Genomic DNA, 22,000 nt, shown 5'->3' with positions numbered 1-22,000 from the left:
GTGCGGTCCCGGTTACTGACGCGTACGGTAACCGGCGACCGGGGCCGCCGTCACCGTCTCACGCCGAGACGGCCACCAGCGGGACCGGCAGGGGGACCGGCGGCACACCCGGAGCCGTTTGCGCGCATTACCCCGAATGCCCCATACGCGAATCGGTCCTATGGTGCTCGTATGGAGCACGCACTCAGCCCCGCGACCCTCTCCGAACTGCGCCGCACGCGCCCCTATCCCGCGGTGTCCGTACTGACCCCGACGCATCGCCGGGAACCGGAGAACGCCCAGGACCGGGTCCGGCTGCGCAATGTCGTGGCCGAGGCGAAGAGGCAGCTGGAGTCCGATCCGGCGGTCACCCGCGAGCGCCGCGCCGATGTCGCCGGGCAGCTCGACCGGGCCCTGGCCGAGATCGATCTGGCGCACACCGAGGACGGGCTGGTGATCTTCGCCGCGCCGGGCGAGCACCAGGTGTGGTCGCTGGCCCGCCCGGTGCCGGAGCGGGTGGTGCTCTCGGACACCTTCCTCACCCGCAACCTGGTCTCCGCGCAGGCCGCCGAACGGCCGTTCTGGGTCCTGTCCCTCTCCGCGGACCAGGTCGCGCTGTGGAGCGGCGGGGCGGACCGGGTCACCGAGGCGCGCACCGCCGGTTTCCCGCTGACCAGGCGGCAGGAGAACTTCGACGCCGAGCGCCAGGAGCAGATCGGCGACCTCCCGAGCACCTTCCTTGACGAGGACACCCGCCACTTCCTGCGCGAGGCGGTCAACGCGCTCGGCCGGCTGCTGCGCACGGATCCGCGGCCGCTGTACGTCACCGGCGAGCAGGCGGCGCTCTCGGCGCTCGACGAGCTCGGCGGGGTTTCCCGGGAGGCGGTGCGCATCCCGCACGGCGGGCTGTCGCACGGCACCCCGGACGCGGTGTGGCAGGCTGTGCGGCCGACGGTCGCCGCCGAGGCGCGCAGCAGGGTGGACACGGTCGGCCGGGAGCTCGAATCGGCCCTCGGGCGCAAGGCGTTCGCGGCCGGGGTCGACGAGGTGTGGCTGAGCGCCCGGGAGGGCCGCGTCCGGCTGCTGGCCGTGGAGGAGAACTACCGGGTGACGGTGCGGGACGACGGCGACCACCTCGTCCCGGCCGCGAGCGGCGACCTCGACGCCCGTGAGGACATCGTGGACGAGATCGTCGAACAATGCCTGGAGACGGGCGCCGAGGTGCGCTTCGTCCCGGACGGCACCCTCGGCGACGCGGACGGCATCGCGGGCGTACTGCGCTACTGAGGCCCCCTCTGCAGATCACACACGAGAACCACGTCCGTGGCGCCTTACCGACCGGCTCCCCGAGCGTCATGGCACACCTTCCGCCATGAAATCCCGGGCGGCCGGGGCCTCGATCGAGGCGTCCACGGGCCCCACGTACGCTACGGCGTGATCGTCGGCTGCGAGGGAGAGCGCACGTGGGTGACCTGCTGGGAGTGGCGGTGCTGGGGGCCGGACACATGGGGGCCGACCACGTCCGGCGCCTCGACCGGGTGGTGAGCGGGGCCCGGGTCGCCGCCGTGGCCGACCCGGACACGGCCCGCGCGAAGGACGCCGTCGCCGGGATCGAGGGCGTCTCGGTCCACGCGGAGACGAAGGCCGCGCTGGACGCCCCTGGCGTGGAGGCGGTACTGATCGCCTCACCCGGCCCCGCGCACGAGGAGGCCCTGCTCGCCGCCCTGGCCCGGGGGCTGCCGGTGCTCTGCGAGAAGCCGATGGTGCCGGACTCCGCCGGCGCCCTGCGGGTGGTGGAGGCGGAGGCGCGCCTCGGGCGGCGGCTCGCGCAGGTCGGGTTCATGCGCCGCTACGACGCCGAGTACCGCCGGCTCAAGGAGCTGCTGGACGAAGGGCGGCTGGGGCGGCCGCTGATGCTGCACTGCGTGCACCGCAACGTCTCCTCGCCGCCGGACTTCACCAGCGCGATGCTGATCGACAGTTCGGTGTCGCACGAGATCGACGCGGCCCGCTGGCTGCTCGGCCAGGAGCTGACCGCGGTCACCGTGCTGCGTCCGCGCCCCTCGTCCGGCGCCCCTGAGGGGCTGCTCGACCCGCAGTTCGTGGTGTTCGAGACGGAGGGCGGCGCCCTGGTCGACGTGGAGGTCTTCGTCAACTGCGGCTTCGGCTACCAGGTGCGCTGCGAGGCCGTGTGCGAGGCGGGCAGCGCGCGCGTCGGCGACGACCACGGAATGCTCGTGACGGCGCGGGGCTCCGCCGCGGCGGAGGTGCCGCAGGACTATCTGGTCCGTTTCGCGGACGCCTACGACCGTGAGGTGCAGAGCTGGGTCGACGCGACCCGGCGAGGGCGGGTCACCGGTCCGACCGCCTGGGACGGCTATGCGGCGTCCGCCGTCGCCGAGGCCGGGGTCCGGGCGCTGGAGAGCGGCTCACGCGTCGCCGTCGACCTGGCCCCGCGCCCCGGCCTGTACGGCGCGCGCCTGCGCTGACCACCGCCGGCCCCGGGGCGCCTCACACATTGCCGAGCAGGGCCTGCAGCCCCTCGTCGACCGCGGCGCCCACGTCCTCGCGTCCGGCGGCGACCACGGCGTAGCTGCGCAGCAGGAAGCGGTGCAGCGGCGGGGTGTCGAACTGGAGCAGGGCCATGCCGAACGGCGAGTGCAGCTCCACCACCGTACGCTCCGGGCCGCAGGGCCAGATGTGCACGTCGCCGGTGCCCGCAGGGCCGTCGAGTCCCTCCTCCAGCAGGGCACGGGCGAACGTCCAGGTGGCCCCGTCGCCCGCGAGGGAGACCTCCGGCGGGAAGTCCACGTGCACGGCGAACGGGTCGTCCGAGGCGTAGCGGAGCGTCGCGGAGACGGGCAGTTCCTGGTCCTCCGCGGTGATCAGCCGGGCGAGGACGGACTGTTCGAGGGTGATGTCCATGCATTTAGGACCTCGCAGGGGCCCCTCGCATTACGGGAAATCGCCTGCGAGTTATGTGATCTGCGTCACCAAGCCGAACCAGGGGAACATATGCCCGTCGAACACCCGACTGACGGTCACCTCTCACCCCCCAGGAGTCCCCCAAGTCACGTACGTCACCTACGACTTCACCCCTTCACCGGCGCGCGACCAGCATCTCCGCACCACTCCCGTGAAGACTGTGGCATATGCCAAAGGCACCACCGAATCGTGTGTTGCCAAATCCCTTACACGGCGTCGCGGGCTGTGCAACAGTCGTAACGGCCCTTCTGTCCCCCTTCGTCGTAGCGTCCCTCATCGGAGTGCGTCATGCCGTCCCACCTCTCTGCGGACCACCCCGCCGACCAGCCGCCGGGGCGCGGCTCGGTCGACGAGCTGATCACGCAGACCCGACGGCTCAAGGGCGAGGTGGACGCCGTACGACGGGACGCACACGGAGACACCGCGGGCCCGCGGGAACGCTGGCAGCGCGCGCTGTGCGATCTGGCGCTGCACCAGCTCGACGATCTCGACGCCCACCTGGCCCAGTTGCGGGACGGCCCGCCACCCGCGCCGCCCGTCCCGCGCACCCGGGGCCGGCTGCTCAGCCGGGTCGGCAGCGCGGAGTGGAACCTCCTGACGGACGACGCCGTCTGGTCCGAGGAGCTCTACGGCATCCTCGGCCGCGACCCCGCGACCGCCGCGCTCACCCTGGACGAGCTGCCGTCCCTGGTGCTCGACGAGGACCGGCCGAAGCTCACCGCGATGGTCACCGACTGCCTCGTGGACGCCCGGCCCATCGACGGCGAGTTCCGGGTCGCCCGGCCCGACGGCGAGGTGCGGACGGTGCACATGATGGGCGAGCCCGTGCTCGACGCCGACGGCGGCACCGCCTCGATGTGGGCCGTGTTGCGGGACGTCAGCGAACTGCGCAGCCGCCGGCGGGAGGTGCGCGAGACCCGTGACTCGCTGCAGCGCCACCGCGGCGGAGCGCGGAGCGGGCACCGGCTCGCGGTCGAGCCGCAGGAGGCCGTGTCTCCACCCTGGCACGGCGCCCTGCGGCTCCCGCACCGAGGACCCCGCACCCTGGACCTGGCCGCCCGGCACCTGCCCGCCACGACAGCCTCCCCGCTCGGCGGCGACTGGTACGACGTCCTCGAACTCACCGACGGACAGACGCTGCTGAGCATCGGCGACCTCACCGGACACGGTCCGGCCGTCACCTCCACCACGGCGATGATGCTGGGCGCCCTGCGCGGCATGGCGGTGGCCGGCACCCAGCCAGGCCAACTCCTGTCCTGGCTCGACCGGTTACTAGAATCCGGTGTCCACCCCGCCCTGGTCAGTGCGGTCTGCTGCCGCTACCGGCCCGACACCCGCACCCTAACCTGGGCGCAGGCCGGACACCCCGCCCCCCTGCTGTTCCGTGGTGGGACGGGGCGCCGGCTCCACCCACCCGAGGGTGCGCTCCTTGGCGCCGCCTCGGGCGCTTCCTACGGACAGGCCGAGGAGACCCTGGAGCAGGGCGACCTGCTCCTGCTGCACACCGACGGGCTGGTGCCCGACGACGGTGCGCACCGGCTCCTCGACCTCGCCCCCCGCCTTCACGAGGCGGAATCCGCACAGGACTGCCTACAGGCGGTCGTCGCGGAGTTCGGCGAGGCCGAGCGCGCGGACGACGCCTGTGTACTGGTCGCCCGGGTCACCTCCTGACCGACCCTGTTCACTGCGTTCACCGCTTCAGTCATCTGACACCCGCTGCCGACTCGCTCACGCCTGGGCGGTGTTGCCGCCCCGTCCCCCCTTCGCCCGCGGCAGCGCCAGCATGATCTGCTCGCGCAACTCGCTGATGCTCGGGTAGCCGGCGTACTCCGCGGTGAGCCGGTACATCTCGCGCAGCCGGTCCCAGGTGCGGCGGGAGGAGTTCGACCCCATCGACACCAGGGCCAGCCGGGCGTACCGGTCCGCCTGCTCGGGGTCGTCCGCGATGAAGCAGGCGGAGGCCATGGACAGATGGTCGAAGATCTTCGACCGCTCCCGGCCGTCGACCCGCAGCGCAAGCGCCTTCTCCGCGTAGTACTGGGCGTGCACGGCCGCCTGCGGCTCGAACTCGGCCAGGGTGCGGTAGGCCAGGGCCTGCATGCCGTACAGATCCTCGTCCTTGAAGGTCTGCATCCACGGCGGGCGTTCCATGTCGTTCTTCTCGGAGACGAACAGGTCCTCCGCCTGGCCGAGGGTGCGGCGCATGGCCTGCCCCTTGCCCATCGACGCCTGCGCCCAGGCCTCGATGGTGTGGAACATCGCCCGGGTGCGGGGCAGAACGTTGTCACCGGCTCCGGACTGGGCGAGTTTCATCAGGTCCATGGCCTCGTCGGGCCGGCCGAGGTGGACCATCTGACGGGCCGCCCGGGACAGGGCCTCACCGGCCCGCGGCCGGTCACCGCCCTCCCGGGCCGCGTGGGCGGCGATCACGAAGTACTTCTGGGCGGTGGGTTCGAGGCCGACGTCGTGCGACATCCAGCCGGCGAGGACCGCGAGGTTGGCGGCGACGCCCCACAGGCGCCGCTGGAGATGGGTGGGGTGGTGGTAGGCGAGCATCCCGCCCACCTCGTTGAGCTGTCCCACGACGGCCTTGCGTTGCAACCCGCCTCCGCGGGCCGCGTCCCAGGCTCGGAACACCTCGACCGAGCGCTCCAGTTCCTCGATCTCCTCCGTCCCGATGGGGGCGGCCTCGTAGCGGTCGAGCCCAGCGGGGTCGGCATGATGGAGGAGGGGGTTGTCGAGGGTCGGAGCGTCGGCGGAGAGGGTGGGGTCGGTGTGCAGCCATTCGTACATGGCACTGCTGAGTGCTGATCCCGCGGCGAGCGCGGCACCCGCGCCCACCAAGCCGCGTCGGTTGAGCATGAGGTCCATTCCCGTGAATTCGGTGAGGACCTCGGCAGTCCGATCGGGCGCCCACGGCAGGCCGTCGGGATGTTCAGCGCTCCCGCCGCCAGACCGATTCCCCGTACGCCCGTGCCGGACCAGACCGAGGTCCTCGATGGTCACGACACGGCCGAGACGCTCGGTGAACAGAACCGCCAGCACCCGCGGCACCGGATCGCGCGGGATCTCTCCCGTGTCGATCCACCGCCGCACCCGGGAGGTGTCGGTCGACAGCTGGGGGTGGCCCATGGCCGCCGCCTGCCGGTTGACCAGCCTCGCGAGTTCACCCTTGGACCAGCCGGCCAGGCCGAACAGGTCCGCAAGGCGGGTGTTGGGTTGTCCGCTCACGTCAAGCCCCCAGGTTCTCGGCTGAGTTGACAGTAGCCCGGGGGAAGTTGCCGGGCGACTATTCGCCAGGGTTCGCCAGGGTCCGCCAGATGGTGTGCCACTGGGCGATGGGTGTCAGGTAGGAACGCGCCACCCCGACCCGGTCGCCAGAGGGACATTCCCCAGGGTGCACCCGGGTGGACCGGTCGGGGCAGCGTTCTGACGTCAGGCACACGAAGGGATCTGTTCCGCCCATGTACGCAGCATCGTCCTCCGTGTCCGCCCCGCCCCGGTCGCTGCACTCCCGCCCGGGCGGTGGCGGCCCCTATCTCGCCCCCGCGCGACCGGCGGCACCCGCGCTCGGCGCCGGCGGCGCCCGCCGTCCCGCGGGGCCCGGCACGCAGCCGCTCAGCGGGAGACTCGACCTGTCCGGCCCCCAGGGCGCCCAACTGCGCGCGGCCATCGCGTCGGTGCACCGGATCTGCCCGGAGTTCGCCCCGGTGCAGGTGCTGCGCCGCAGCGGGCGCTCGGTGCTCCTGGTCGGCACGACGGGACGCAGTACCGCCGTCGCGAAGTGCTTACTGGACCACTCGCCCGTGTGGGCCGAGCGGATCCGGCACGAAATAGCCGCGTACCGCACGTTCGTCCGGCAGCGCCCCCCGGTGCGCGTGCCGAGACTGATCGCGGCGGACCCGGACAACTGCACACTGGTCATCGAACGGATGCCGGGGCGGGTGGCGGCCCTGCAGCGGCACCCCGTCGACACCCCGCCTCGGGCGGACATCAGGGCGGCGCTGGGCGCGGTCTGCCGGCTCAACGCCTGGCGGCCCCCGACGGGCACCTTCGACACACCGCTGGACTACGCGGCCCGGATCTCCCGCTACCACGAGTTGGGGCTGCTCACCGACCGGGACCTGGGCGACCTCCAGAAGCTGCTGCACGGCATCGCGGCCACCGCGGGCCGGCAGGGCATGGGCCAGTTCTGCCACGGCGACGCCCTCCTGTCGAACATCCTGCTGTCACCGGCAGGTCCGGTGCTGGTGGACTGGGAGCACGCGGGGTGGTATCTGCCGGGCTACGACCTGGCGACGCTGTGGTCGGTCCTCGGTGACGCGCCGGTGGCGCGCCGCCAGATCAGCCAGATCGCCCAGTCCGCGGGACCGGCGTCCCGGGACGCGTTCCTGGTGAACCTGATGCTGGTCCTGACCCGCGAGATCAGGACCTACGAGACGGCCGTGCAGCGTTCGATGCACGACATGGCCCCGACGGCCCCGGGCGCGGCCCACCCGGGTGCCGCACCGTCCGGCGAGGAACAGCGGCTGTTGCTGCGGCGGCTGCACGACGACTGCCAGATGGCCCGCAAGGCCGTCCGCGCGGCGGTCGGCACTCGCTGAGGGGACAAGGCCCGTGGTGCGCCGGAACGGCGGCGCACCACGGGCCTTCGTACGTCCGGGGACTCGCCGAACCATTCCCTACTCGGGCAAATGCCGCTTACATGGTCATTATTGACGGGTTATCGGCACACTGAGGAGGCTCGCGTTGCGAGGACCCGTCACTCACCCCCGACCACCCGGACCCACCAGCAGAGCCGCCGGCGCCGTCGCCTCGGCGGCTCTGCTGCTGCCGCTGCTCGGCGCGGCGCCCTCGGCCGCCGCCCCGCCCGCGCCCGGCCTCCAGAAGGCCTTCGCCACCGCGGCCGCCGAGTACCACGTGCCGCAGAGCCTGCTGCTGGGCGTGTCCTACCTCCAGTCCCGCTGGGACACCCACGCCGGGGCGCCGAGCGTCACCGGCGGCTACGGCCCCATGCACCTCACGGACACCCGCGCCGCCCTGGCCAAGGCCGCACGGCACGACGGGAACGCGGAGGACCCCCGCGGTGACACCGCCCGACCCGCCAGGCACCCCCGGGTGCGGGTCCCGTCGCAGGACGAGCTGCCTGCCCGGCTGAAGACCCTCCCCAGGGCGGCCGAGCTGACCGGTCTGAGCGCCGAGCGGCTGCGCACCGACCCGGCCGCCAACGTGGCGGGCGGCGCCGCGCTGCTCGCCGACGCCCAGCGGCAGCTGGGCGAGCCGCTCAGCGCGGACCCGGCCACCTGGTACGGCGCGGTGGCGCGCTTCTCGGGCGCCGACGACTTCGCGACCGCCGCGGCGTACGCCAACGACGTGTACGAGGTGCTGCGCACCGGCGAGCGGCGGGTCACGGACGCCGGGGAGCCGGTCGTGCTGGCGCCGCAGCCGCGGCTGTCCCCGCGCACGGCCCAGCTGGCGAGGACCGGTCTGCGCCCGGCCTCCGCGGCGGGCACCGAGTGTCCGACGACGGTGTCCTGCGAGTGGGTCCCGGCGCCCTACCAGGAGTTCGGCGACGGCGACTACGGCAACCACGACCTGGCCGACCGGCCGGCGTCCTCGCCCATCCGGTACATCGTCGTGCACGACACCGAGGGCGGCTGGGAGGGCGTCCTGCAGACGGTCCAGGACCCCACCTACGTCTCCTGGAACTACTCGCTGCGCTCCACCGACGGCCACATCGCCCAGCACGTGCTGGCGAAGGACGTGGCCTGGCACTCGGGCAACTGGTACGTCAACGCCAAGTCGGTCGGCCTCGAGCACGAGGGCTTCCTCGCCCAGCCGGACTCCTGGTACACCGAGGCGATGTACAGGTCGTCGGCGCGCCTGGTGGCGTACCTGGCGGCGAAGTACGGCGTACCGCTGGACCGGCAGCACATCCTGGGCCACGACACGGTGCCCGGCCCGACCACGGCGGCCGTGCCCGGCATGCACACCGATCCCGGCCCGTACTGGGACTGGCGGCACTACTTCGAGCTGCTGGGCCACCCGTTCACGGCCTCGGCACGGGCGGACACCGGCGTGGTGACGATCCGGCCGGACTACGCCGGCAACCGGCCCGCCTTCCAGGACTGCGGCGGCAAGGGCAAGGCGTGCACGGCGCACGGCTCCAGCGCGGTGCGGCTGTACTCCGACCACGACGAGAAGTCGGCTCTGATCAGGGACCCCGGCCTGGGCTCGGCCCCGACCACCGGCGTCAACGACCTGTCCTCACGGGTCTCCACCGGCCAGCAGTACGCGGTCGCCGGCACCTGGGGCGACTGGACGGCCATCTGGTACCTGGGGCAGCGGGCCTGGTTCCGGAACCCGCAGGCCGGTCCCGCCGCGGTGCCCTCGACCGGTGTGCTGATCACCCCCAGGGCGGGCCTCAGCGGCGTCCCGGTGTACGGCCGGGCCTACCCGGAGGCGGCGGCCTACCCGGGCGGGATCCCGGTCCAGCCGGTCTCCGCGCTGCCGTACACCCTGCCGAAGGACCAGAAGTACGTGGCCGGCGACAGGGTGCCGGGCGAGTACTACTACTCGGTCGGCTTCGACACCGCCTCGCATCGGGTCGTCCTCGGCAAGGACCTCTACTACGAGATCCAGTTCGGCCACCGGGTGGCGTTCGTCCGCGCCGCCGACGTCACACCCGTACCGGCCGGCTGAGGCCTCAGCCCTGCTGGAACAGCTCCGCGGGGAGCGGCTTCAGCAGGGCGTACAGATCGTCGGTGATGGGGCGGTCCCAGGCGGCGATGGTCACCAGGACGTTGTCGCTCCGGTCGAACTGCACGCAGGAGATCCGGCTCTCGGAGAGCTTGAGCCGCCGAACGATCAGCAGGTTGTCGCCCTGCATCACCGGCATGTCCTCGGTGCCTACGACGGTCACCTCCTCGTCGTTCTCCAGCGCCAGCAGCAGCTGGGCGACCTCGAAGGGGACCTCGTCCTCGGCGGTCTCACGGGCCGGGGAGCCCTCGGGAAGGTTGCCGATGATCATCGCGGGGCCGCGGCCGCCGAAGAGGTCGTAGCGCAGGAATACGCCCTGGCAGCTGCCGTCCGGGGCGGGCAGCAGACCCGCGCCCAGATTGCCGGGCCAGTCGCCCGGATCCATGGCCAGAACGTCGAAGTCGGGGCCGGCGGGGGTGGCGCTGCGGCGGCGGAGGAACGACATGGGCCAATGGTACGGGGTGCCGTCCGCCGGTCGGGCCGAGGGAGCGCGGGGATCGGACCGGTTCGTCGTCCGGGTGCGGGTCGTGTGCGGCCGGGTGTCACTCCTCGGCCGGCGCCGGGGGGACCACCGCGACCGGGCTCGCGGCATGCATCAGCACGGCGTGGGTGACGGAGCCCAGCATGCGGGCGGGGGCCAGCAGCCGGCGGCGGTGGCGGCCCACCACTAGCAGCTCGGCGCCCTTCGAGGCGGCGACGAGGAGACCGGCCGCGTCGCCGGGAGCCGCGAGGGCCTCGGCACGGACCTCGGGGTGGCGGGCGCGGTGCGGGGCGAGGAAGCCGTCGGCGAGGACCCGCGTCTCGTGCTCGACGGCCTCCTGGTCGTGCGCCGGCAGGACCAGCTCCTCGGGAGCGGCCCAGGTCTGCACGGGCCACGGGTAGGCGGCGACCGCCTGGAGGCGAGCGCCGCGCAGGGCCGCCTCGGTGAAGGCGAGGCCGAGGGCCGCGTCGTCGGGCCCGTCCACCTTGAGGCCCACCACCACGCGGGGTCCGGGGCCCGCCGGGAACCCGGCGTCGACCTCGCGGCCCGGCCGGGGCACGACGACCACGGGGCACTCGGCGTCCCGGGCCGCGGTCAGGCCGTTGGAGCCGAGCAGCAGGCTGGTGAAGCCGCCGCGGCCGCGTGAGCCGAGCACCAGCAGCTGGGCCTGCGCGCCCAGTTCGGGCAGCAGGACGCCGGGCGCGCCGTCCAGGGCGAGGTACTCGGTCTCCGGCCGGTCTCCGGCCTCGGCCAGACGTGCGCGGACGTCGGCGAGCACCGGATCGTCCTCGGGGGGCGGGGGCACGGCGACGGGCGCGCCGGGCGGCGACCACGCGGAGTGGTGGCGTACGTGCGCCACGCGCAGCGGTGCCCCGCGCCGGCGGGCGGCGGCCAGGGCCCAGTCCAGGGCGCGTCGGCTGTCCTCGGAACCGTCGACCGCCGCGACGACCGGCAGGGTGTCCATGGTCCTCACCTCCGGGATACGACCCTCGTCCTGCTGGGGCCAGCCTTGCCCAGGCGGGCCCACAGGAGGATCCACGGGATCGCGTGTCCGGAAAAACGGAGGAAACACCCCCGGATCGGCCCGCCACGGCGGACCGTGCGGGGGTCTAGGTGAGGTCGAACTCCCCTTCCCGCGCGCCCGACACGAACGCGCCCCACTCCGCGGGGGTGAAGATCAGGGAGGGACTCTCGGGTCGGCCGCTGTTGCGCATCGCGATGAATCCCTCGACGAAGGCGATCTGGACATCCCCCCGCCCCCGGCTGCTGGACTGCCACTCGGCGCTGCTGAGGTCCAGCTCCGGCTTGTCCCAGCCCGTGAGCGGCTGCTGCTGGATGGTGCTCTCGGCCACGTCCGTGCTCCTCCCGGTTCGTCGTCCGCGGGCCAGCCTAGCGATCGGTCCCGGAGGCCGACAGAGCACGTGAGCGGGACCTTTCAGGACTCCGGCGGTGCCGCTCCCACGAGCCACATGGAGAAGAACTGCGAGCCGCCGCCGTAGGCGTGTCCGAGGACCTTCCTGGCCCGCTCCACCTGGTGTTCCCCGGCCTGTCCGCGCACCTGCAGGGCGGCCTCCGCGAAGCGGATCATGCCGGAGGCGCCGATGGGATTGGTGGACAGGACACCGCCCGACATGTTGACGGGCAGGTCGCCGTCGAGCTCGGTGACGCCGGACTCGGTGAGCTTCCAGCCCTCGCCCTCGGCCGCGAAGCCGAGGTTCTCCAGCCACATGGGCTCGTACCAGGAGAACGGCACGTACATCTCGACCGCGTCGATGTCCCGGCGCGGGTCGCCGATGCCGGCCTGCCGGTAGACGTCCGCCGCGCAGTCCTTGCCGGCCTGCGGGGACACCGCGTCCTTGCCGGCGAACAGCGTCGGTTCGCTGCGCATCGCGCCGCCCAGCATCCAGGCGGGCGGCCGGGGCGACCGGGCGGCCCCCGCACGGTCGGTGAGGATCATCGCGCAGGCGCCGTCGGAGGACGGGCAGGTCTCCGAGTAGCGGATCGGGTCCCACAGCATCGGCGAGGCCTGGACCTTCTCCAGGGTGATGTCGTGCTCGTGGAGGTGGGCGTAGGGGTTCTTCAGGGCGTTGCGGCGGTCCTTGTAGGCGACCAGCGAGCCGACGGTGTCGGGGGCGCCGCTGCGCCGCATGTACGCGCGCACGTGCGGGGCGAAGAAGCCGCCGGCCCCGGCCAGCAGCGGCTGTTGGAAGGGGATCGGCAGGGACAGGCCCCACATGGCGTTGGACTCGGACTGCTTCTCGAAGGCCAGCGTCAGCACCGTGCCGTGCACGCGGGCCGCCACCAGGTTCGCGGCGACCAGGGCGGTGGAGCCGCCGACCGACCCGGCCGTGTGCACCCTCAGCATGGGCTTGCCGACCGCGCCGAGCGCGTCGGCGAGGTACAGCTCGGGCATCATCACGCCCTCGAAGAAGTCGGGCGCCTTGCCGATGACCACGGCGTCGATGTCCGCCCAGGTCAGCTCGGCGTCCTCGAGGGCGCGTCCGGCGGCCTCGCGGACCAGTCCGGCGATCGAGACGTCCCGGCGCGCCGCGACGTGCTTGGTCTGGCCGATGCCTACGACGGCCACGGGCTCCTTGCTCATCGCGGATCCCCTTCGAGTACGGCGACCAGGTTCTGTTGCAGGCAGGGGCCCGACGTGGCGTGGGCGAGGGCCCGGTCGGACTCGCCCCGGTGGATGCGGGCGGCGGCCTCGCCGATCCGGACGAGCCCGGCGGCCATCATCGGGTTGGCGGCGAGGGCGCCCCCGGACGGGTTCACGGTGACGTCGTCGCCGAGCTTCAGGGCCTTGCGCAGCACCACCTCCTGCGAGGTGAAGGGCGCGTGCAGCTCGGCGGTGTCGACGGGCCGTTCGAAGGCCCCGGCCCGCTCGGCGGCCAGCCTGGTGGAGGGCGAGTCGGTCAGGTCGCGCACGCCGAGGGAGTGGGCCTCGATGCGGTGGTCGACGCCGCGGATCCAGGCGGGGCGCTCGCACAGTTCGCGGGCCCGCTCCCCCGCCGCGAGGATCACCGCGGCGGCGCCGTCGCCGACCGGCGGGCAGTCGCCGGTGCGCAGGGGCCGTACGACGTACTCGCCCTGCGGTATCTCGCCGCGCAGCTGCGCGTGCGGGTTGTCGGTGGCGCGGCTGCGGCCGGCGATGGCCGCCAGGGCGGGCTCGTCGGTGTCGCCGGCGTCGATCAGCGCCTGCGCCTGGAGCGCGGCGAGGGCGACGGAGTCGGGCCACAGGGGGGCGACGTAGTAGGGGTCGAGTTGCCGGGTGAGGACGTCGCGCAGGGAGCCGGGCGAGGATTTGCCGTAGGAGTAGACGAGCGCGGTGTCGGCGTCGCCGGTGAGCAGCTTGGTCCAGGCCTCGTACAGGGCCCAGGCGCCGTCCATCTCGACATGGGACTCGGAGATCGGCGGCCAGGCGCCGACGCCGTCGAGGGCGAGGGTGAAGGAGAAGGCGCGGCCCGCGAGGTAGTCGCTGGAGCCGGAGCAGGTGAAGCCGATGTCGGCGGTCTTCAGGCCGGTCTGCTCCAGCACGTCGTGCAGGACCGGCATGAGCATCTCGACCTCGGAGTGTTCCTCGGTGGTGCGCAGGGTGTCGGTCTGCGCGAAGGCGACGACCGCGATCTCCCTGTTCGTCGCGCTGGTCACAACAGCTCCTTGTAGGTGTCGTAGTCCGCGTCGGGCTCGCCGGTCGGCCGGTAGTGGTCCGGGTAGCGGCCGCCTTCCGTCCACACCGGTTCGACCCTGAGGCCCATCCGGACCTGGTCGTACGGGATTCCGCCGATGCGGCCGTGCAGCGCGAGGTCGGCTCCGTCGAGGGCGATGTGGGCGTAGACGTAGGGGACTTCGATGTCGAGGTTCTTCGCCTTGATGTTGACGATGCAGAAGGTGGTGACCGTGCCGGCCGGGCCGACCTCGACCTGCTCGGCGGTGGCCACGCCGCAGGTGGGGCAGGCGCCGCGGGGCGGGACGTAGACCTTGCGGCAGGACGGGCAGCGTTCGCCGACGGTCCGGCGGCCGGAGAGGGCGTCGATGTACGCGGTCTGGGCGCGGCCCGGTGAGTAGGTGTAGTCGAGCCGGGCGGCGGCCACGATCCCGGTCACCGCGTCCTCGAACTCGCCGCTGTGGCCCGCCGGTCGGGCCGCCTCACCGTCGTGCGGTTCGAAGCAGGCGATGTCGGTGATGGCGCCGGCGCGTTCCCCGGCCCAGCGGATCCGTACCCGCATGCCGGTGCGGACGGCGTCCGGGCCGGGGGCGTCGAGGGCGTGCAGCAGGGCGGTGTCGGCGCCGTCGAGCCGGACCAGGACCCAGGCGAAGGGCTTGGTCAGGGGCTGGCCGCGGCGGGGTTCGGGGTTCCAGGCCCAGGTGGTGACCGTGCCGGTGGGGGCGACCTCGGCCAGGTCGCGGAGTTCCTCGGCGGTGACGGGGTCGTACTCGACGGGCGGCACGAGGGTGCGGCCGTCGCGGGTCTTCACGCCGAGGACGACGCGCTCGCGCAGACCGGTCAGGAAGGCGCTCTGGACCGGGCCGAGGGAGCGGGTGAAGGGGAACTCGACGACGAGGGGGGCTTTGAGGACTTCGGGCATGCCCGGGGCTCCTTCGGGTGGGTCAGACTCGCTTGTAGACGGGCGGCCGCTTCTCGGCGAAGGCGCGGGCGCCTTCCTTGGCGTCGGCGGTGTCGAAGACCGGCCAGCCGCGGACGAGTTCGGCGGCGAGGCCGTCGGTCTCGGTCATCTCGGCGGTCTCGTACACCGAGGCCTTGACCGCCTCGACGGCGAGCGGTCCGCAGGAGTTGATCCGTTCGGCGATCTCCAGGGCCTTCTGAAGCGCCGTGCCGTCCGGGACGACATGGCCGATCAGTCCGACGTCCGCGGCCTCCCGGGCACTGTAGGGCCGTCCGGTGAGCAGCATCTCCAGGGCGTGGGTGCGCGGGATCTGGCGCTGGAGGCGGACCGTGGAGCCGCCGATCGGGAACAGACCGCGTCTGACCTCGAAGAGGCCGAAGGTGGCGGACTCGCCCGCGACGCGGATGTCGGTGCCCTGGAGCATCTCGGTGCCGCCCGCCACGCAGTACCCCTCGACGGCGGCGATCACCGGCTTGCGGGGCCGGTGGTGGCGCAGCATGGCCTTCCAGTGCAGGTCGGGGTCGGCCTTCAGCCGGTCGCGGTACTGCTCGCCCTCCATCCCCTTGCCGGCCAGGGCCTTGAGGTCCATGCCGGCGCAGAAGGTGCCGCCGGCTCCGGTGAACACGATCGAGCGCACCGAGTCGTCCTCGTCGGCCTCGACCCAGCCGTCGTAGAGCCCGACGAGCATGGCGAGCGAGAGCGCGTTCTTGGCCTCCGGCCTGTTGAGCGTGAGCACGAGTGTGGCGCCCTCGCGCTGCACGGTGAGGTGTTCGGTACCGCCCATGGCACATCTCCCCTCGGAAAGAACGAGAACAGGTTGCAGGAGGCGGGGAGGCACTTCAAGGGTTTTCTGACACTCAGTCAGATTTGATTCCTGACAACCAGTCAGATTTTCTCGCGCGGCCCCTTCCCACTTGCGCCGCCCTTTGCTCTGATGACCGGCGAACCGTTGTCGGGAGCCAGGCCGCCCGAAGGTCAGGAGGAGCGGTGGAGTACAACATTGCCGATCTGTTCGAGTCGGTCGTGGATGTCGCGGCGGAGCGCGAGGCGCTCGTGTACGTCGACCATCCGGGCACGGGCGCGGAGCGCCGGCTGACGTACGCGGAGCTGGACAGGGCGGCCAACCGGATCGGCCACCACCTCCTGGACAGCGGCATCCGTCCGGGTGAGCACGTCGGCCTCCACCTCTACAACGGCGTCGAGTACCTGCAGACGGTGCTCGGGTGCCTGAAGGCGCGACTCGTGCCGGTCAACGTCAACTACCGATACGTCGAAGAGGAGTTGGTCTACCTCTACCGGGACGCGGATCTGGTCGGACTGGTCTTCGACGCGGAGTTCGCCGATCGGGTGACCGCGGCACTTCCACAGACGCCCGCGCTGCGCCATCTCATCAGCGTCGGACCGGCGGTCGACGGATCCATCGCCTTCAGTGACGCCGAGACGGCCGGCTCGCCGGAGCGCGGATTCCCGGCCCGTTCGGGCGACGACCAGTTCATCATCTACACCGGCGGCACGACCGGCATGCCCAAGGGCGTGATGTGGCGTCAGGAGGACCTGTTCTTCTCGGGGCTGGGCGGCGGCTCGCCCACGGGTGAGCCGGTGAAGAAGCCCGAGGAGATCGCCGAGCGGGTGGCGGCCGGCGGCACGGGGATCACCTTCTTCCCCACTCCCCCGCTGATGCACGGCACCTCCACCCTCACCTCCTTCATCGGCTTCAACTTCGGGCAACGGGTCGTGATCCACCGCAAGTTCGTGCCGGAGGAGGTGCTGCGGACCATCGAGAAGGAGAAGGTCACCAGTGTCTCGCTGGTGGGCGACGCGATGCTGCGGCCGCTGATCGACGCGCTCGAGGGGCCGATGAAGGGCACGGACTGCTCGTCGGTGTTCAACGTGTCCTCCTCCGGGGCGATCATGTCGGACACGGTCCGCCGCCAGTTCCGGGCACTGATGCCGAACGCGGCGCTGCTGAACAACTTCGGCTCCTCCGAGTCCGGCTTCAACGGCACGGCGACCGACGACTCGGGCCCCGAGCGCGGCTTCCGCGTCCGCGTCAACTCCCGTACCCAGGTGGTCGATCCGGTGACCTACGAGCCGATCGCGCCGGGCGAGGTCGGCCGCGTCGCCCAGCACGGCCATGTGCCCCTCGGCTACTACAACGACCCGGTGAAAACGGCCGAGACGTTCTTCGAGAAGGGCGGCGAACGCTGGGTGCTGCTCGGCGACATGGCCACCGTCGACGAGGACGGGGTCGTCATCGTCCTCGGGCGCGGCTCGCAGTGCATCAACACCGGGGGCGAGAAGGTGTACCCGGAGGAGGTCGAGCAGGCCCTGAAGTCGCACCCGGACGTGTACGACGCCCTGGTCGCCGGAGTGCCGGACGCGACCTGGGGGAACCACGTCGCGGCGGTCGTACAGGTCCGCGCGGGGGCGCCGCACCCCTCCCTGGAGGAGATCCAGACCCACTGCAGGTCCCGGCTGGCCGGCTACAAGATCCCGCGCCAGCTGGTGATCGCCGACACCATCCAGCGCTCGCCGAGCGGCAAGGCGGACTACCGGTGGGCGCGGGAGGTCGCGGTGGCGGAGAGCCCCTGAGCCCGGCCTACCCCGCGAGGAACGGCTCCACCGCGGCGAGGAACTCCGCGGGCCGCGTCCCGTGCACGAGGTGTCCGGCGTCCACGCGCACCAGGCGGGCGCCGGGGATCCGGGCGGCGACCGCCTCGACCCGGTCCTGCGGGACATGGCTCGCCGGGCCGCCGCTCACCACCAGGGTGGGGGCCGGGATCGCGCCCATCCGCTCCCACCACGCCGGATCGGGCGTGTTCATCTGCGCGTCGGTGGCCGGCACCAGCGCCCAGTCGAAGGACAGTTCTCCCTCCGGCCGCCCGGTGGCGGGCCGGGGCGGGTCGAACGGGAACGGCGCGGGCACGTCCTCCAGGACGAGCCGCCGGACGACGTCCGGATACTCCTGCGCCAGCAGGTACGCCACGATGCCGCCCAAGGAGTGCCCGACGACGTCGACGGGTGCGGCCGCGAGCGCGGCGATCAGTGCCCGCACGTCGTCGCGCATCGCCTGGACCGCGTACGCCCCCGGCGCGTCGCCGAGCCGCTCGCTGCGCCCGTGCCCGCGCAGGTCGGGCGCGTAGACACGCCGGGCGCCCGGCCCCTCGGCCAGCCGTTCGGCGACGGCCGTCCAGTCGGCGCCGTCGGCTCCCCGGCTGTGCAGCAGCAGGACGGGCGGCGCGTTCTCGGGCCCCCAGGCCCGGTAGGCGAGGGAGATGTCGTTGACCTTGACGGTGTACATGACGGGCACGCTATCCACCGCTCCCGCGCACCGGCGCCCCGGTCTGCCGAGGGCAGAGACCCCGGGCCCCGAGGAAGGCGGCCACCCGACGCACGAACCACTCCGGGTCGTCCAGCCACGGGTAGTGGCCGGCGCCGGGCTGCACGGCGAAATCGGCGTTCGGGAAGGCGTCGGCCACGACCCGGGCGAGTGCGGGTCGCGGACCGCCGTCCAGCTCACCGGCGAGGACCAGCACCGGGGCGGTCACCCGGGCGAGGGCGGTGCGCAGGGACGGCGGATCGAAGGCGGCCGGGTCGAGGAAGCGCTCCTCCGCCTCGGCGTTGGTCTGCTCGTCCGTGGCGGCCTCGTGGGCCCGGGCGGCGTCGTCCCAACGGCCGTGGAAGAAGGGCGCGAAGGCCTCCCAGTCCGGCTCGGCCGCACCGGCCAGCCACGCCTCGAACGCCGGGAAGGCGGTCGCGAACCACGGCTCGTGCGCGCGCAGCCGTGCCGCCGCCAGCCGCTCCCCGGCCGTGGCCGGCCTGCCCAGCGCCCACGGGTTGACGGTGATCAGCGCGAGCCGCGACACCCGGTGCGGGTGGCGGGCCGCGTACAGCAGGGCGAGGCTGCCGCCCGCCGAGTGGGCGAGCAGGTCGATCCGGTCCAGGCCCAGCCGGATCCGCAGCGCCTCGACGTCGTCGACCTGCCGGTCGCAGCGGTACGTCCCCGGGTCGGCGGGCGGCGCGGAGTCGCCGGTGCCGCGCAGGTCGAGGAGGACCAGGCGTCGGTGGGCGGTGAGTCCGCCCAGGTCACCGAGGTAGGCGGAGGCCCGCATGGGACCGCCGGGCAGGACGACGAGCGGGGCGCCCTCGCCGCGGACATGGTGGGCGAGCCGCGTTCCGTCGGGCGCGGTGAACTTCGGCATGCCCCGATCCTCGGCGTCCGGCCCGCCCCGCCGCAACGGAAATCCGTGACCGCCCCCTTGCCTGCGGACCGTCGGCCTGGATTACTGATCACGAGCAGCTCGACCGAATGATCGGTCGCCTGGATTGACAGGATTTCGGTGAGGGAGTGATCCCATGACGGATGTGCACGGTCCGCTGGACGAGGGCGAGCGCCTCGACGCGACGGCGCTGCGCGCGCTGCAACTGGAGCGGCTGCGCACGACGCTCCGGCACGCGTACACGAACGTGCCCTTCTACCGGGAGTCCTTCGACGAGGCGGGCGTCCACCCCGACGACTGCCGCAGCCTCGCCGATCTGGCCCGTTTCCCCTTCACCGCCAAGGCGGACCTGCGCGCCCACTACCCGTACGGCATGTTCGCCGTCCCCCGCGACCGCGTCCGCCGCATCCACGCCTCCAGCGGCACCACGGGCCGCCCCACGGTCGTCGGCTACACGGACGCCGACCTGTCCGTCTGGTCGGACGTGGTGGCCCGCTCGATCCGCGCGGCGGGCGGCCGGCCGGGCGACACGGTCCATGTGGCTTACGGATACGGTCTGTTCACCGGCGGGCTGGGTGCGCACTACGGCGCCGAACGCCTCGGCTGCACGGTGATCCCCGCGTCCGGCGGGATGACGTCCCGTCAGGTCACGCTGATCCAGGACCTGAAGCCCCGGATCATCATGGTGACCCCGTCCTACATGCTCACCCTGCTGGACGAGTTCGAGCGGCAGGGCGTCGACCCGCGCTCCACCTCCCTGCAAGTGGGGATCTTCGGCGCCGAGCCGTGGACGGAGCGGATGCGGGCCGAGATCGAGGAGCGGTTCGCGATCGACGCGGTCGACATATACGGGCTGTCGGAGGTCATGGGGCCCGGGGTCGCGCAGGAGTGCGTGGAGACGAAGGACGGACTGCACGTCTGGGAGGACCACTTCTACCCGGAGGTGGTGGACCCGATCACGGGCGAGGTGCTCCCGGAGGGCGAGCGGGGTGAGCTGGTCTTCACCTCGCTCACCAAGGAGGCGATGCCGGTCGTCCGCTACCGGACCCGGGACCTGACCCGGCTGCTGCCCGGCACGGCACGTGTCTTCCGCCGGATGGAGAAGGTGACCGGCCGCACCGACGACATGGTCATCCTGCGCGGGGTGAACCTCTTCCCGACGCAGATCGAGGAGATCGTGCTGCGCACCCCGGGTCTCGCCCCGCACTTCCAGCTCCGACTGACCCGCGAGGGCCGGCTCGACGCCCTCACGGTGCGCGCGGAGGCCCGCCCGGACGCCGCCCCCGGGGCCCGCGACGCGGCCGCACGGGCCGTCGCGGCGGCCGTGAAGGACGGCATCGGGGTGTCGGTCGCGGTGGAGGTCGTCGAACCGGAGTCGCTGGAGCGGTCGGTGGGGAAGATCAGGCGGATCGTGGATCTGCGACCGCACGAGTGATCAACCGCCGAACCGGTCCCTGAGCTCCCGTTTCAGGATCTTCCCGCTGGCGTTGCGCGGCAGCTCGTCCACGAAGAGGACCCGCTTCGGGGCCTTGAAGGGGGCGAGCTTCTCGCGTGCGTGGGCGATGAGTTCGTCCTCCGTGACCTCGCCGCGCGGCACGACGACGGCCGTGACCGCCTCGATCCACTTCTCGTCGGGCAGCCCGATCACGGCGGCCTCGGCGACGGCCTCGTGGGTGTAGAGGGCGTCCTCGACCTGGCGTGAGGCGATGACCACGCCGCCGGAGTTGATGACGTCCTTCACCCGGTCGACGATCGTGTAGTAGCCGTGCGCGTCGCGCACCGCCAGGTCGCCGGAGTGGAACCAGCCGTCCCGGAAGGCCTCGGCGGTCTCCTCGGGCTTGTCCCAGTAGCCCTCGCACAACTGCGGGGAGCGGTACACGATCTCACCGGCGGTGCCGTCGGGGACGTCCTGGCCGTTCTCGTCGACGACTCGGGCGTCCACGAACAGGACCGTGCGGCCGCAGGAGTCCATGCGGCCCTTGTGCTCGTCGGGCGCGAGGACGGTGGCGAGCGGCCCGATCTCGCTCTGCCCGAAGCAGTTGTAGAAGCCGAGCTTCGGGAGCCGTTCGCGCAGCCGCTCCAGGACGGGCACCGGCATGATCGACGCCCCGTAGTACGCCTTGCGCAGCCCTCCCAGGTCGCGGGTGGCAAAGTCGGGGCGGCCCGCGAGGCCGATCCACACCGTCGGCGGGGCGAAGAGGCTGTCGACGCGGTCCGCCTCGATCAGGTCGAAGAGCAGGTCCCCGTCGGGCGCGTCGAGGATGAGGTTCGTGGCGCCGACCGCGAGGTACGGCAGCAGGAACACGTGCATCTGCGCCGAGTGGTACAGCGGAAGGGAGTGCGCGGGGCGGTCGCCGGCGCTCAGGTCGAGGGCCGTGATCGCGCTGAGGTACTCGTGCACCAGCGACCGGTGGGTCATCATCGCGCCCTTGGGCAGAGCGGTCGTCCCCGAGGTGTACAGCAGTTGCACCAGTTCGTCGCCGCGCGGCTCGGGGCCGTCGTACGGCGGGCTGTCCGCCAGCCTGGTGAGGAGCGAGTCGTCGGCGTCACGCAGCGGCAACGACCGTACTCCGTAGGGGAGTTGTCCGGTCAGGGCCGGGTCGGCAAGGACGAGCGCACTCCCCGACTGGCCGAGGATGTACGCGAGGTCGTCGCCGGTGAGGTGCTGGTTCACCGGGACGTGGACCAGGCCCGCGCGGGCGCAGGCGAGGAAGGCGATGAGGTAGGCGTCGGAGTTGTGGCCGTAGGCGCCGACCCGGTCGCCGGGGGCGAGCCCCTCGCCGAGCAGGACGGTCGCCGCGCGGGAGACGGCCTCGTCGAGTTCCTCGTAGGTCCAGGTGCGGTCGCGGTACTCGACGGCGACGCGCGCCGGGGTGCGGTGGGCGCTGCGCCGCAGCACCCCGTCGACCGTACTGCCGTGTCCGGGCGTCATGGCACATGATCCT

Annotated in this window: 19 protein-coding genes; 7 read left to right on the top strand and 12 right to left on the bottom strand. The window is 72.6% G+C overall.

Features of this window, described 5'->3' with window-relative positions:
* The first annotated feature begins 171 nt into the window (after nucleotides 1-171).
* Together ABT057_RS25755 and ABT057_RS25750 are read left to right on the top strand one after the other, a co-directional pair.
* Nucleotides 172-1,266, top strand: a complete 1,095-nt coding sequence (locus tag ABT057_RS25755) for a baeRF3 domain-containing protein (protein WP_352345939.1) — start codon at nucleotides 172-174, stop codon at nucleotides 1,264-1,266.
* A 176-nt stretch (nucleotides 1,267-1,442) separates the two neighbouring features.
* Entirely contained in the window at nucleotides 1,443-2,468 is a 1,026-nt protein-coding gene (locus tag ABT057_RS25750) for a Gfo/Idh/MocA family protein (RefSeq protein WP_352345938.1), read from the top strand.
* A 22-nt stretch (nucleotides 2,469-2,490) separates the two neighbouring features.
* Here the strand turns inward: ABT057_RS25750 and ABT057_RS25745 are convergent, their stop codons facing one another.
* Entirely contained in the window at nucleotides 2,491-2,904 is a 414-nt protein-coding gene (locus tag ABT057_RS25745) for an SsgA family sporulation/cell division regulator (protein WP_352345937.1), read from the bottom strand.
* Nucleotides 2,905-3,252: 348 nt separating this feature from the next.
* On the opposite strand from ABT057_RS25745, the gene ABT057_RS25740 reads away from it, so the two are divergent.
* A complete protein-coding gene (locus ABT057_RS25740; protein WP_352345936.1) occupies nucleotides 3,253-4,635 on the top strand; it encodes a PP2C family protein-serine/threonine phosphatase in 1,383 nt (460 codons plus the stop codon).
* A gap of 57 nt (nucleotides 4,636-4,692) precedes the next feature.
* Here ABT057_RS25740 and ABT057_RS25735 read toward each other — a convergent pair whose 3' ends face one another.
* Complete coding sequence (locus tag ABT057_RS25735) at nucleotides 4,693-6,195, bottom strand: DNA-binding protein NsdB (RefSeq protein ID WP_352345935.1); 1,503 nt, start codon at nucleotides 6,193-6,195, stop codon at nucleotides 4,693-4,695.
* Nucleotides 6,196-6,428: 233 nt separating this feature from the next.
* Between ABT057_RS25735 and ABT057_RS25730 the strand changes: the two genes are divergently transcribed.
* Nucleotides 6,429-7,568 (top strand): aminoglycoside phosphotransferase family protein, encoded by a 1,140-nt coding sequence (locus tag ABT057_RS25730; RefSeq protein ID WP_352345934.1) that lies wholly within the window; start codon nucleotides 6,429-6,431, stop codon nucleotides 7,566-7,568.
* A gap of 145 nt (nucleotides 7,569-7,713) precedes the next feature.
* A complete protein-coding gene (locus tag ABT057_RS25725; RefSeq protein WP_352345933.1) occupies nucleotides 7,714-9,666 on the top strand; it encodes an N-acetylmuramoyl-L-alanine amidase in 1,953 nt (650 codons plus the stop codon).
* A 4-nt stretch (nucleotides 9,667-9,670) separates the two neighbouring features.
* On the opposite strand, the gene ABT057_RS25720 is transcribed toward ABT057_RS25725, so the two are convergent.
* The 7 genes from ABT057_RS25720 to ABT057_RS25690 all read right to left on the bottom strand — a co-directional run bounded on the left by ABT057_RS25720 (nucleotide 9,671) and on the right by ABT057_RS25690 (nucleotide 15,619).
* On the bottom strand, nucleotides 9,671-10,168 hold the full coding sequence (locus ABT057_RS25720; RefSeq protein WP_352345932.1) for a hypothetical protein: 498 nt from the start codon (nucleotides 10,166-10,168) through the stop codon (nucleotides 9,671-9,673).
* Between the two features lie 97 nt (nucleotides 10,169-10,265).
* Entirely contained in the window at nucleotides 10,266-11,168 is a 903-nt protein-coding gene (locus tag ABT057_RS25715) for a universal stress protein (RefSeq protein ID WP_352345931.1), read from the bottom strand.
* 145 nt (nucleotides 11,169-11,313) lie between these two features.
* Nucleotides 11,314-11,556 carry a DUF397 domain-containing protein gene (locus ABT057_RS25710; RefSeq protein WP_352345930.1) on the bottom strand — a complete coding sequence of 81 codons (243 nt, stop codon included), beginning with the start codon at nucleotides 11,554-11,556 and terminating at the stop codon, nucleotides 11,314-11,316.
* 83 nt (nucleotides 11,557-11,639) lie between these two features.
* Nucleotides 11,640-12,806 (bottom strand): thiolase family protein, encoded by a 1,167-nt coding sequence (locus tag ABT057_RS25705; protein ID WP_352345929.1) that lies wholly within the window; start codon nucleotides 12,804-12,806, stop codon nucleotides 11,640-11,642.
* Nucleotides 12,803-13,858: a thiolase family protein gene (locus ABT057_RS25700; protein WP_352345928.1), complete on the bottom strand. Its 1,056-nt coding sequence runs from the start codon at nucleotides 13,856-13,858 to the stop codon at nucleotides 12,803-12,805. The genes ABT057_RS25705 and ABT057_RS25700 overlap by 4 nt, the downstream gene beginning before the upstream one ends.
* Complete coding sequence (locus ABT057_RS25695; RefSeq protein WP_352345927.1) at nucleotides 13,855-14,796, bottom strand: Zn-ribbon domain-containing OB-fold protein; 942 nt, start codon at nucleotides 14,794-14,796, stop codon at nucleotides 13,855-13,857. The genes ABT057_RS25700 and ABT057_RS25695 overlap by 4 nt, the downstream gene beginning before the upstream one ends.
* Nucleotides 14,797-14,818: 22 nt before the next feature.
* Nucleotides 14,819-15,619, bottom strand: coding sequence for a crotonase/enoyl-CoA hydratase family protein (locus tag ABT057_RS25690; protein ID WP_352345926.1), 801 nt, complete (start codon nucleotides 15,617-15,619; stop codon nucleotides 14,819-14,821).
* A 203-nt stretch (nucleotides 15,620-15,822) separates the two neighbouring features.
* Here ABT057_RS25690 and ABT057_RS25685 point away from each other — a divergent pair, with 203 nt between their 5' ends.
* Entirely contained in the window at nucleotides 15,823-17,427 is a 1,605-nt protein-coding gene (locus ABT057_RS25685; RefSeq protein ID WP_352345925.1) for an acyl-CoA synthetase, read from the top strand.
* 7 nt (nucleotides 17,428-17,434) lie between these two features.
* On the opposite strand, the gene ABT057_RS25680 is transcribed toward ABT057_RS25685, so the two are convergent.
* Both ABT057_RS25680 and ABT057_RS25675 read right to left on the bottom strand, forming a co-directional pair.
* Entirely contained in the window at nucleotides 17,435-18,136 is a 702-nt protein-coding gene (locus ABT057_RS25680; protein ID WP_352345924.1) for an alpha/beta fold hydrolase, read from the bottom strand.
* A gap of 10 nt (nucleotides 18,137-18,146) precedes the next feature.
* The gene (locus tag ABT057_RS25675) at nucleotides 18,147-19,037 is read right to left on the bottom strand and encodes an alpha/beta fold hydrolase (protein WP_352345923.1); all 891 of its coding nucleotides are present in this window, start codon (nucleotides 19,035-19,037) and stop codon (nucleotides 18,147-18,149) included.
* 154 nt (nucleotides 19,038-19,191) lie between these two features.
* Between ABT057_RS25675 and paaK the strand changes: the two genes are divergently transcribed.
* Nucleotides 19,192-20,490, top strand: coding sequence for a phenylacetate--CoA ligase PaaK (gene paaK / locus ABT057_RS25670; RefSeq protein WP_352345922.1), 1,299 nt, complete (start codon nucleotides 19,192-19,194; stop codon nucleotides 20,488-20,490).
* Here the strand turns inward: paaK and ABT057_RS25665 are convergent, their stop codons facing one another.
* Entirely contained in the window at nucleotides 20,491-21,987 is a 1,497-nt protein-coding gene (locus ABT057_RS25665; RefSeq protein ID WP_352345921.1) for an acyl-CoA synthetase, read from the bottom strand.
* Nucleotides 21,988-22,000 lie beyond the last annotated feature (13 nt).

The organism is Streptomyces sp. NPDC002588 (genome assembly GCF_040295925.1).
In the GTDB taxonomy this organism is placed as follows: domain Bacteria; phylum Actinomycetota; class Actinomycetes; order Streptomycetales; family Streptomycetaceae; genus Streptomyces.
This window is presented reverse-complemented; position numbering and strand designations above follow the sequence as displayed.

What these genes read in the sequence shown, in the direction of transcription:
- ABT057_RS25755 (WP_352345939.1), top strand. Translation starts at nt 172, where the DNA reads ATGGAGCACGCACTCAGCCCCGCGACCCTCTCCGAACTGCGCCGCACG.
- ABT057_RS25745 (WP_352345937.1), bottom strand. Translation starts at nt 2,904, where the DNA reads ATGGACATCACCCTCGAACAGTCCGTCCTCGCCCGGCTGATCACCGCG.
- ABT057_RS25740 (WP_352345936.1), top strand. Translation starts at nt 3,253, where the DNA reads ATGCCGTCCCACCTCTCTGCGGACCACCCCGCCGACCAGCCGCCGGGG.
- ABT057_RS25730 (WP_352345934.1), top strand. Translation starts at nt 6,429, where the DNA reads ATGTACGCAGCATCGTCCTCCGTGTCCGCCCCGCCCCGGTCGCTGCAC.
- ABT057_RS25720 (WP_352345932.1), bottom strand. Translation starts at nt 10,168, where the DNA reads ATGTCGTTCCTCCGCCGCCGCAGCGCCACCCCCGCCGGCCCCGACTTC.
- ABT057_RS25715 (WP_352345931.1), bottom strand. Translation starts at nt 11,168, where the DNA reads ATGGACACCCTGCCGGTCGTCGCGGCGGTCGACGGTTCCGAGGACAGC.
- ABT057_RS25705 (WP_352345929.1), bottom strand. Translation starts at nt 12,806, where the DNA reads ATGAGCAAGGAGCCCGTGGCCGTCGTAGGCATCGGCCAGACCAAGCAC.
- ABT057_RS25695 (WP_352345927.1), bottom strand. Translation starts at nt 14,796, where the DNA reads ATGCCCGAAGTCCTCAAAGCCCCCCTCGTCGTCGAGTTCCCCTTCACC.
- ABT057_RS25690 (WP_352345926.1), bottom strand. Translation starts at nt 15,619, where the DNA reads ATGGGCGGTACCGAACACCTCACCGTGCAGCGCGAGGGCGCCACACTC.
- ABT057_RS25680 (WP_352345924.1), bottom strand. Translation starts at nt 18,136, where the DNA reads ATGTACACCGTCAAGGTCAACGACATCTCCCTCGCCTACCGGGCCTGG.
- ABT057_RS25675 (WP_352345923.1), bottom strand. Translation starts at nt 19,037, where the DNA reads ATGCCGAAGTTCACCGCGCCCGACGGAACGCGGCTCGCCCACCATGTC.
- paaK (WP_352345922.1), top strand. Translation starts at nt 19,192, where the DNA reads ATGACGGATGTGCACGGTCCGCTGGACGAGGGCGAGCGCCTCGACGCG.
- ABT057_RS25665 (WP_352345921.1), bottom strand. Translation starts at nt 21,987, where the DNA reads ATGACGCCCGGACACGGCAGTACGGTCGACGGGGTGCTGCGGCGCAGC.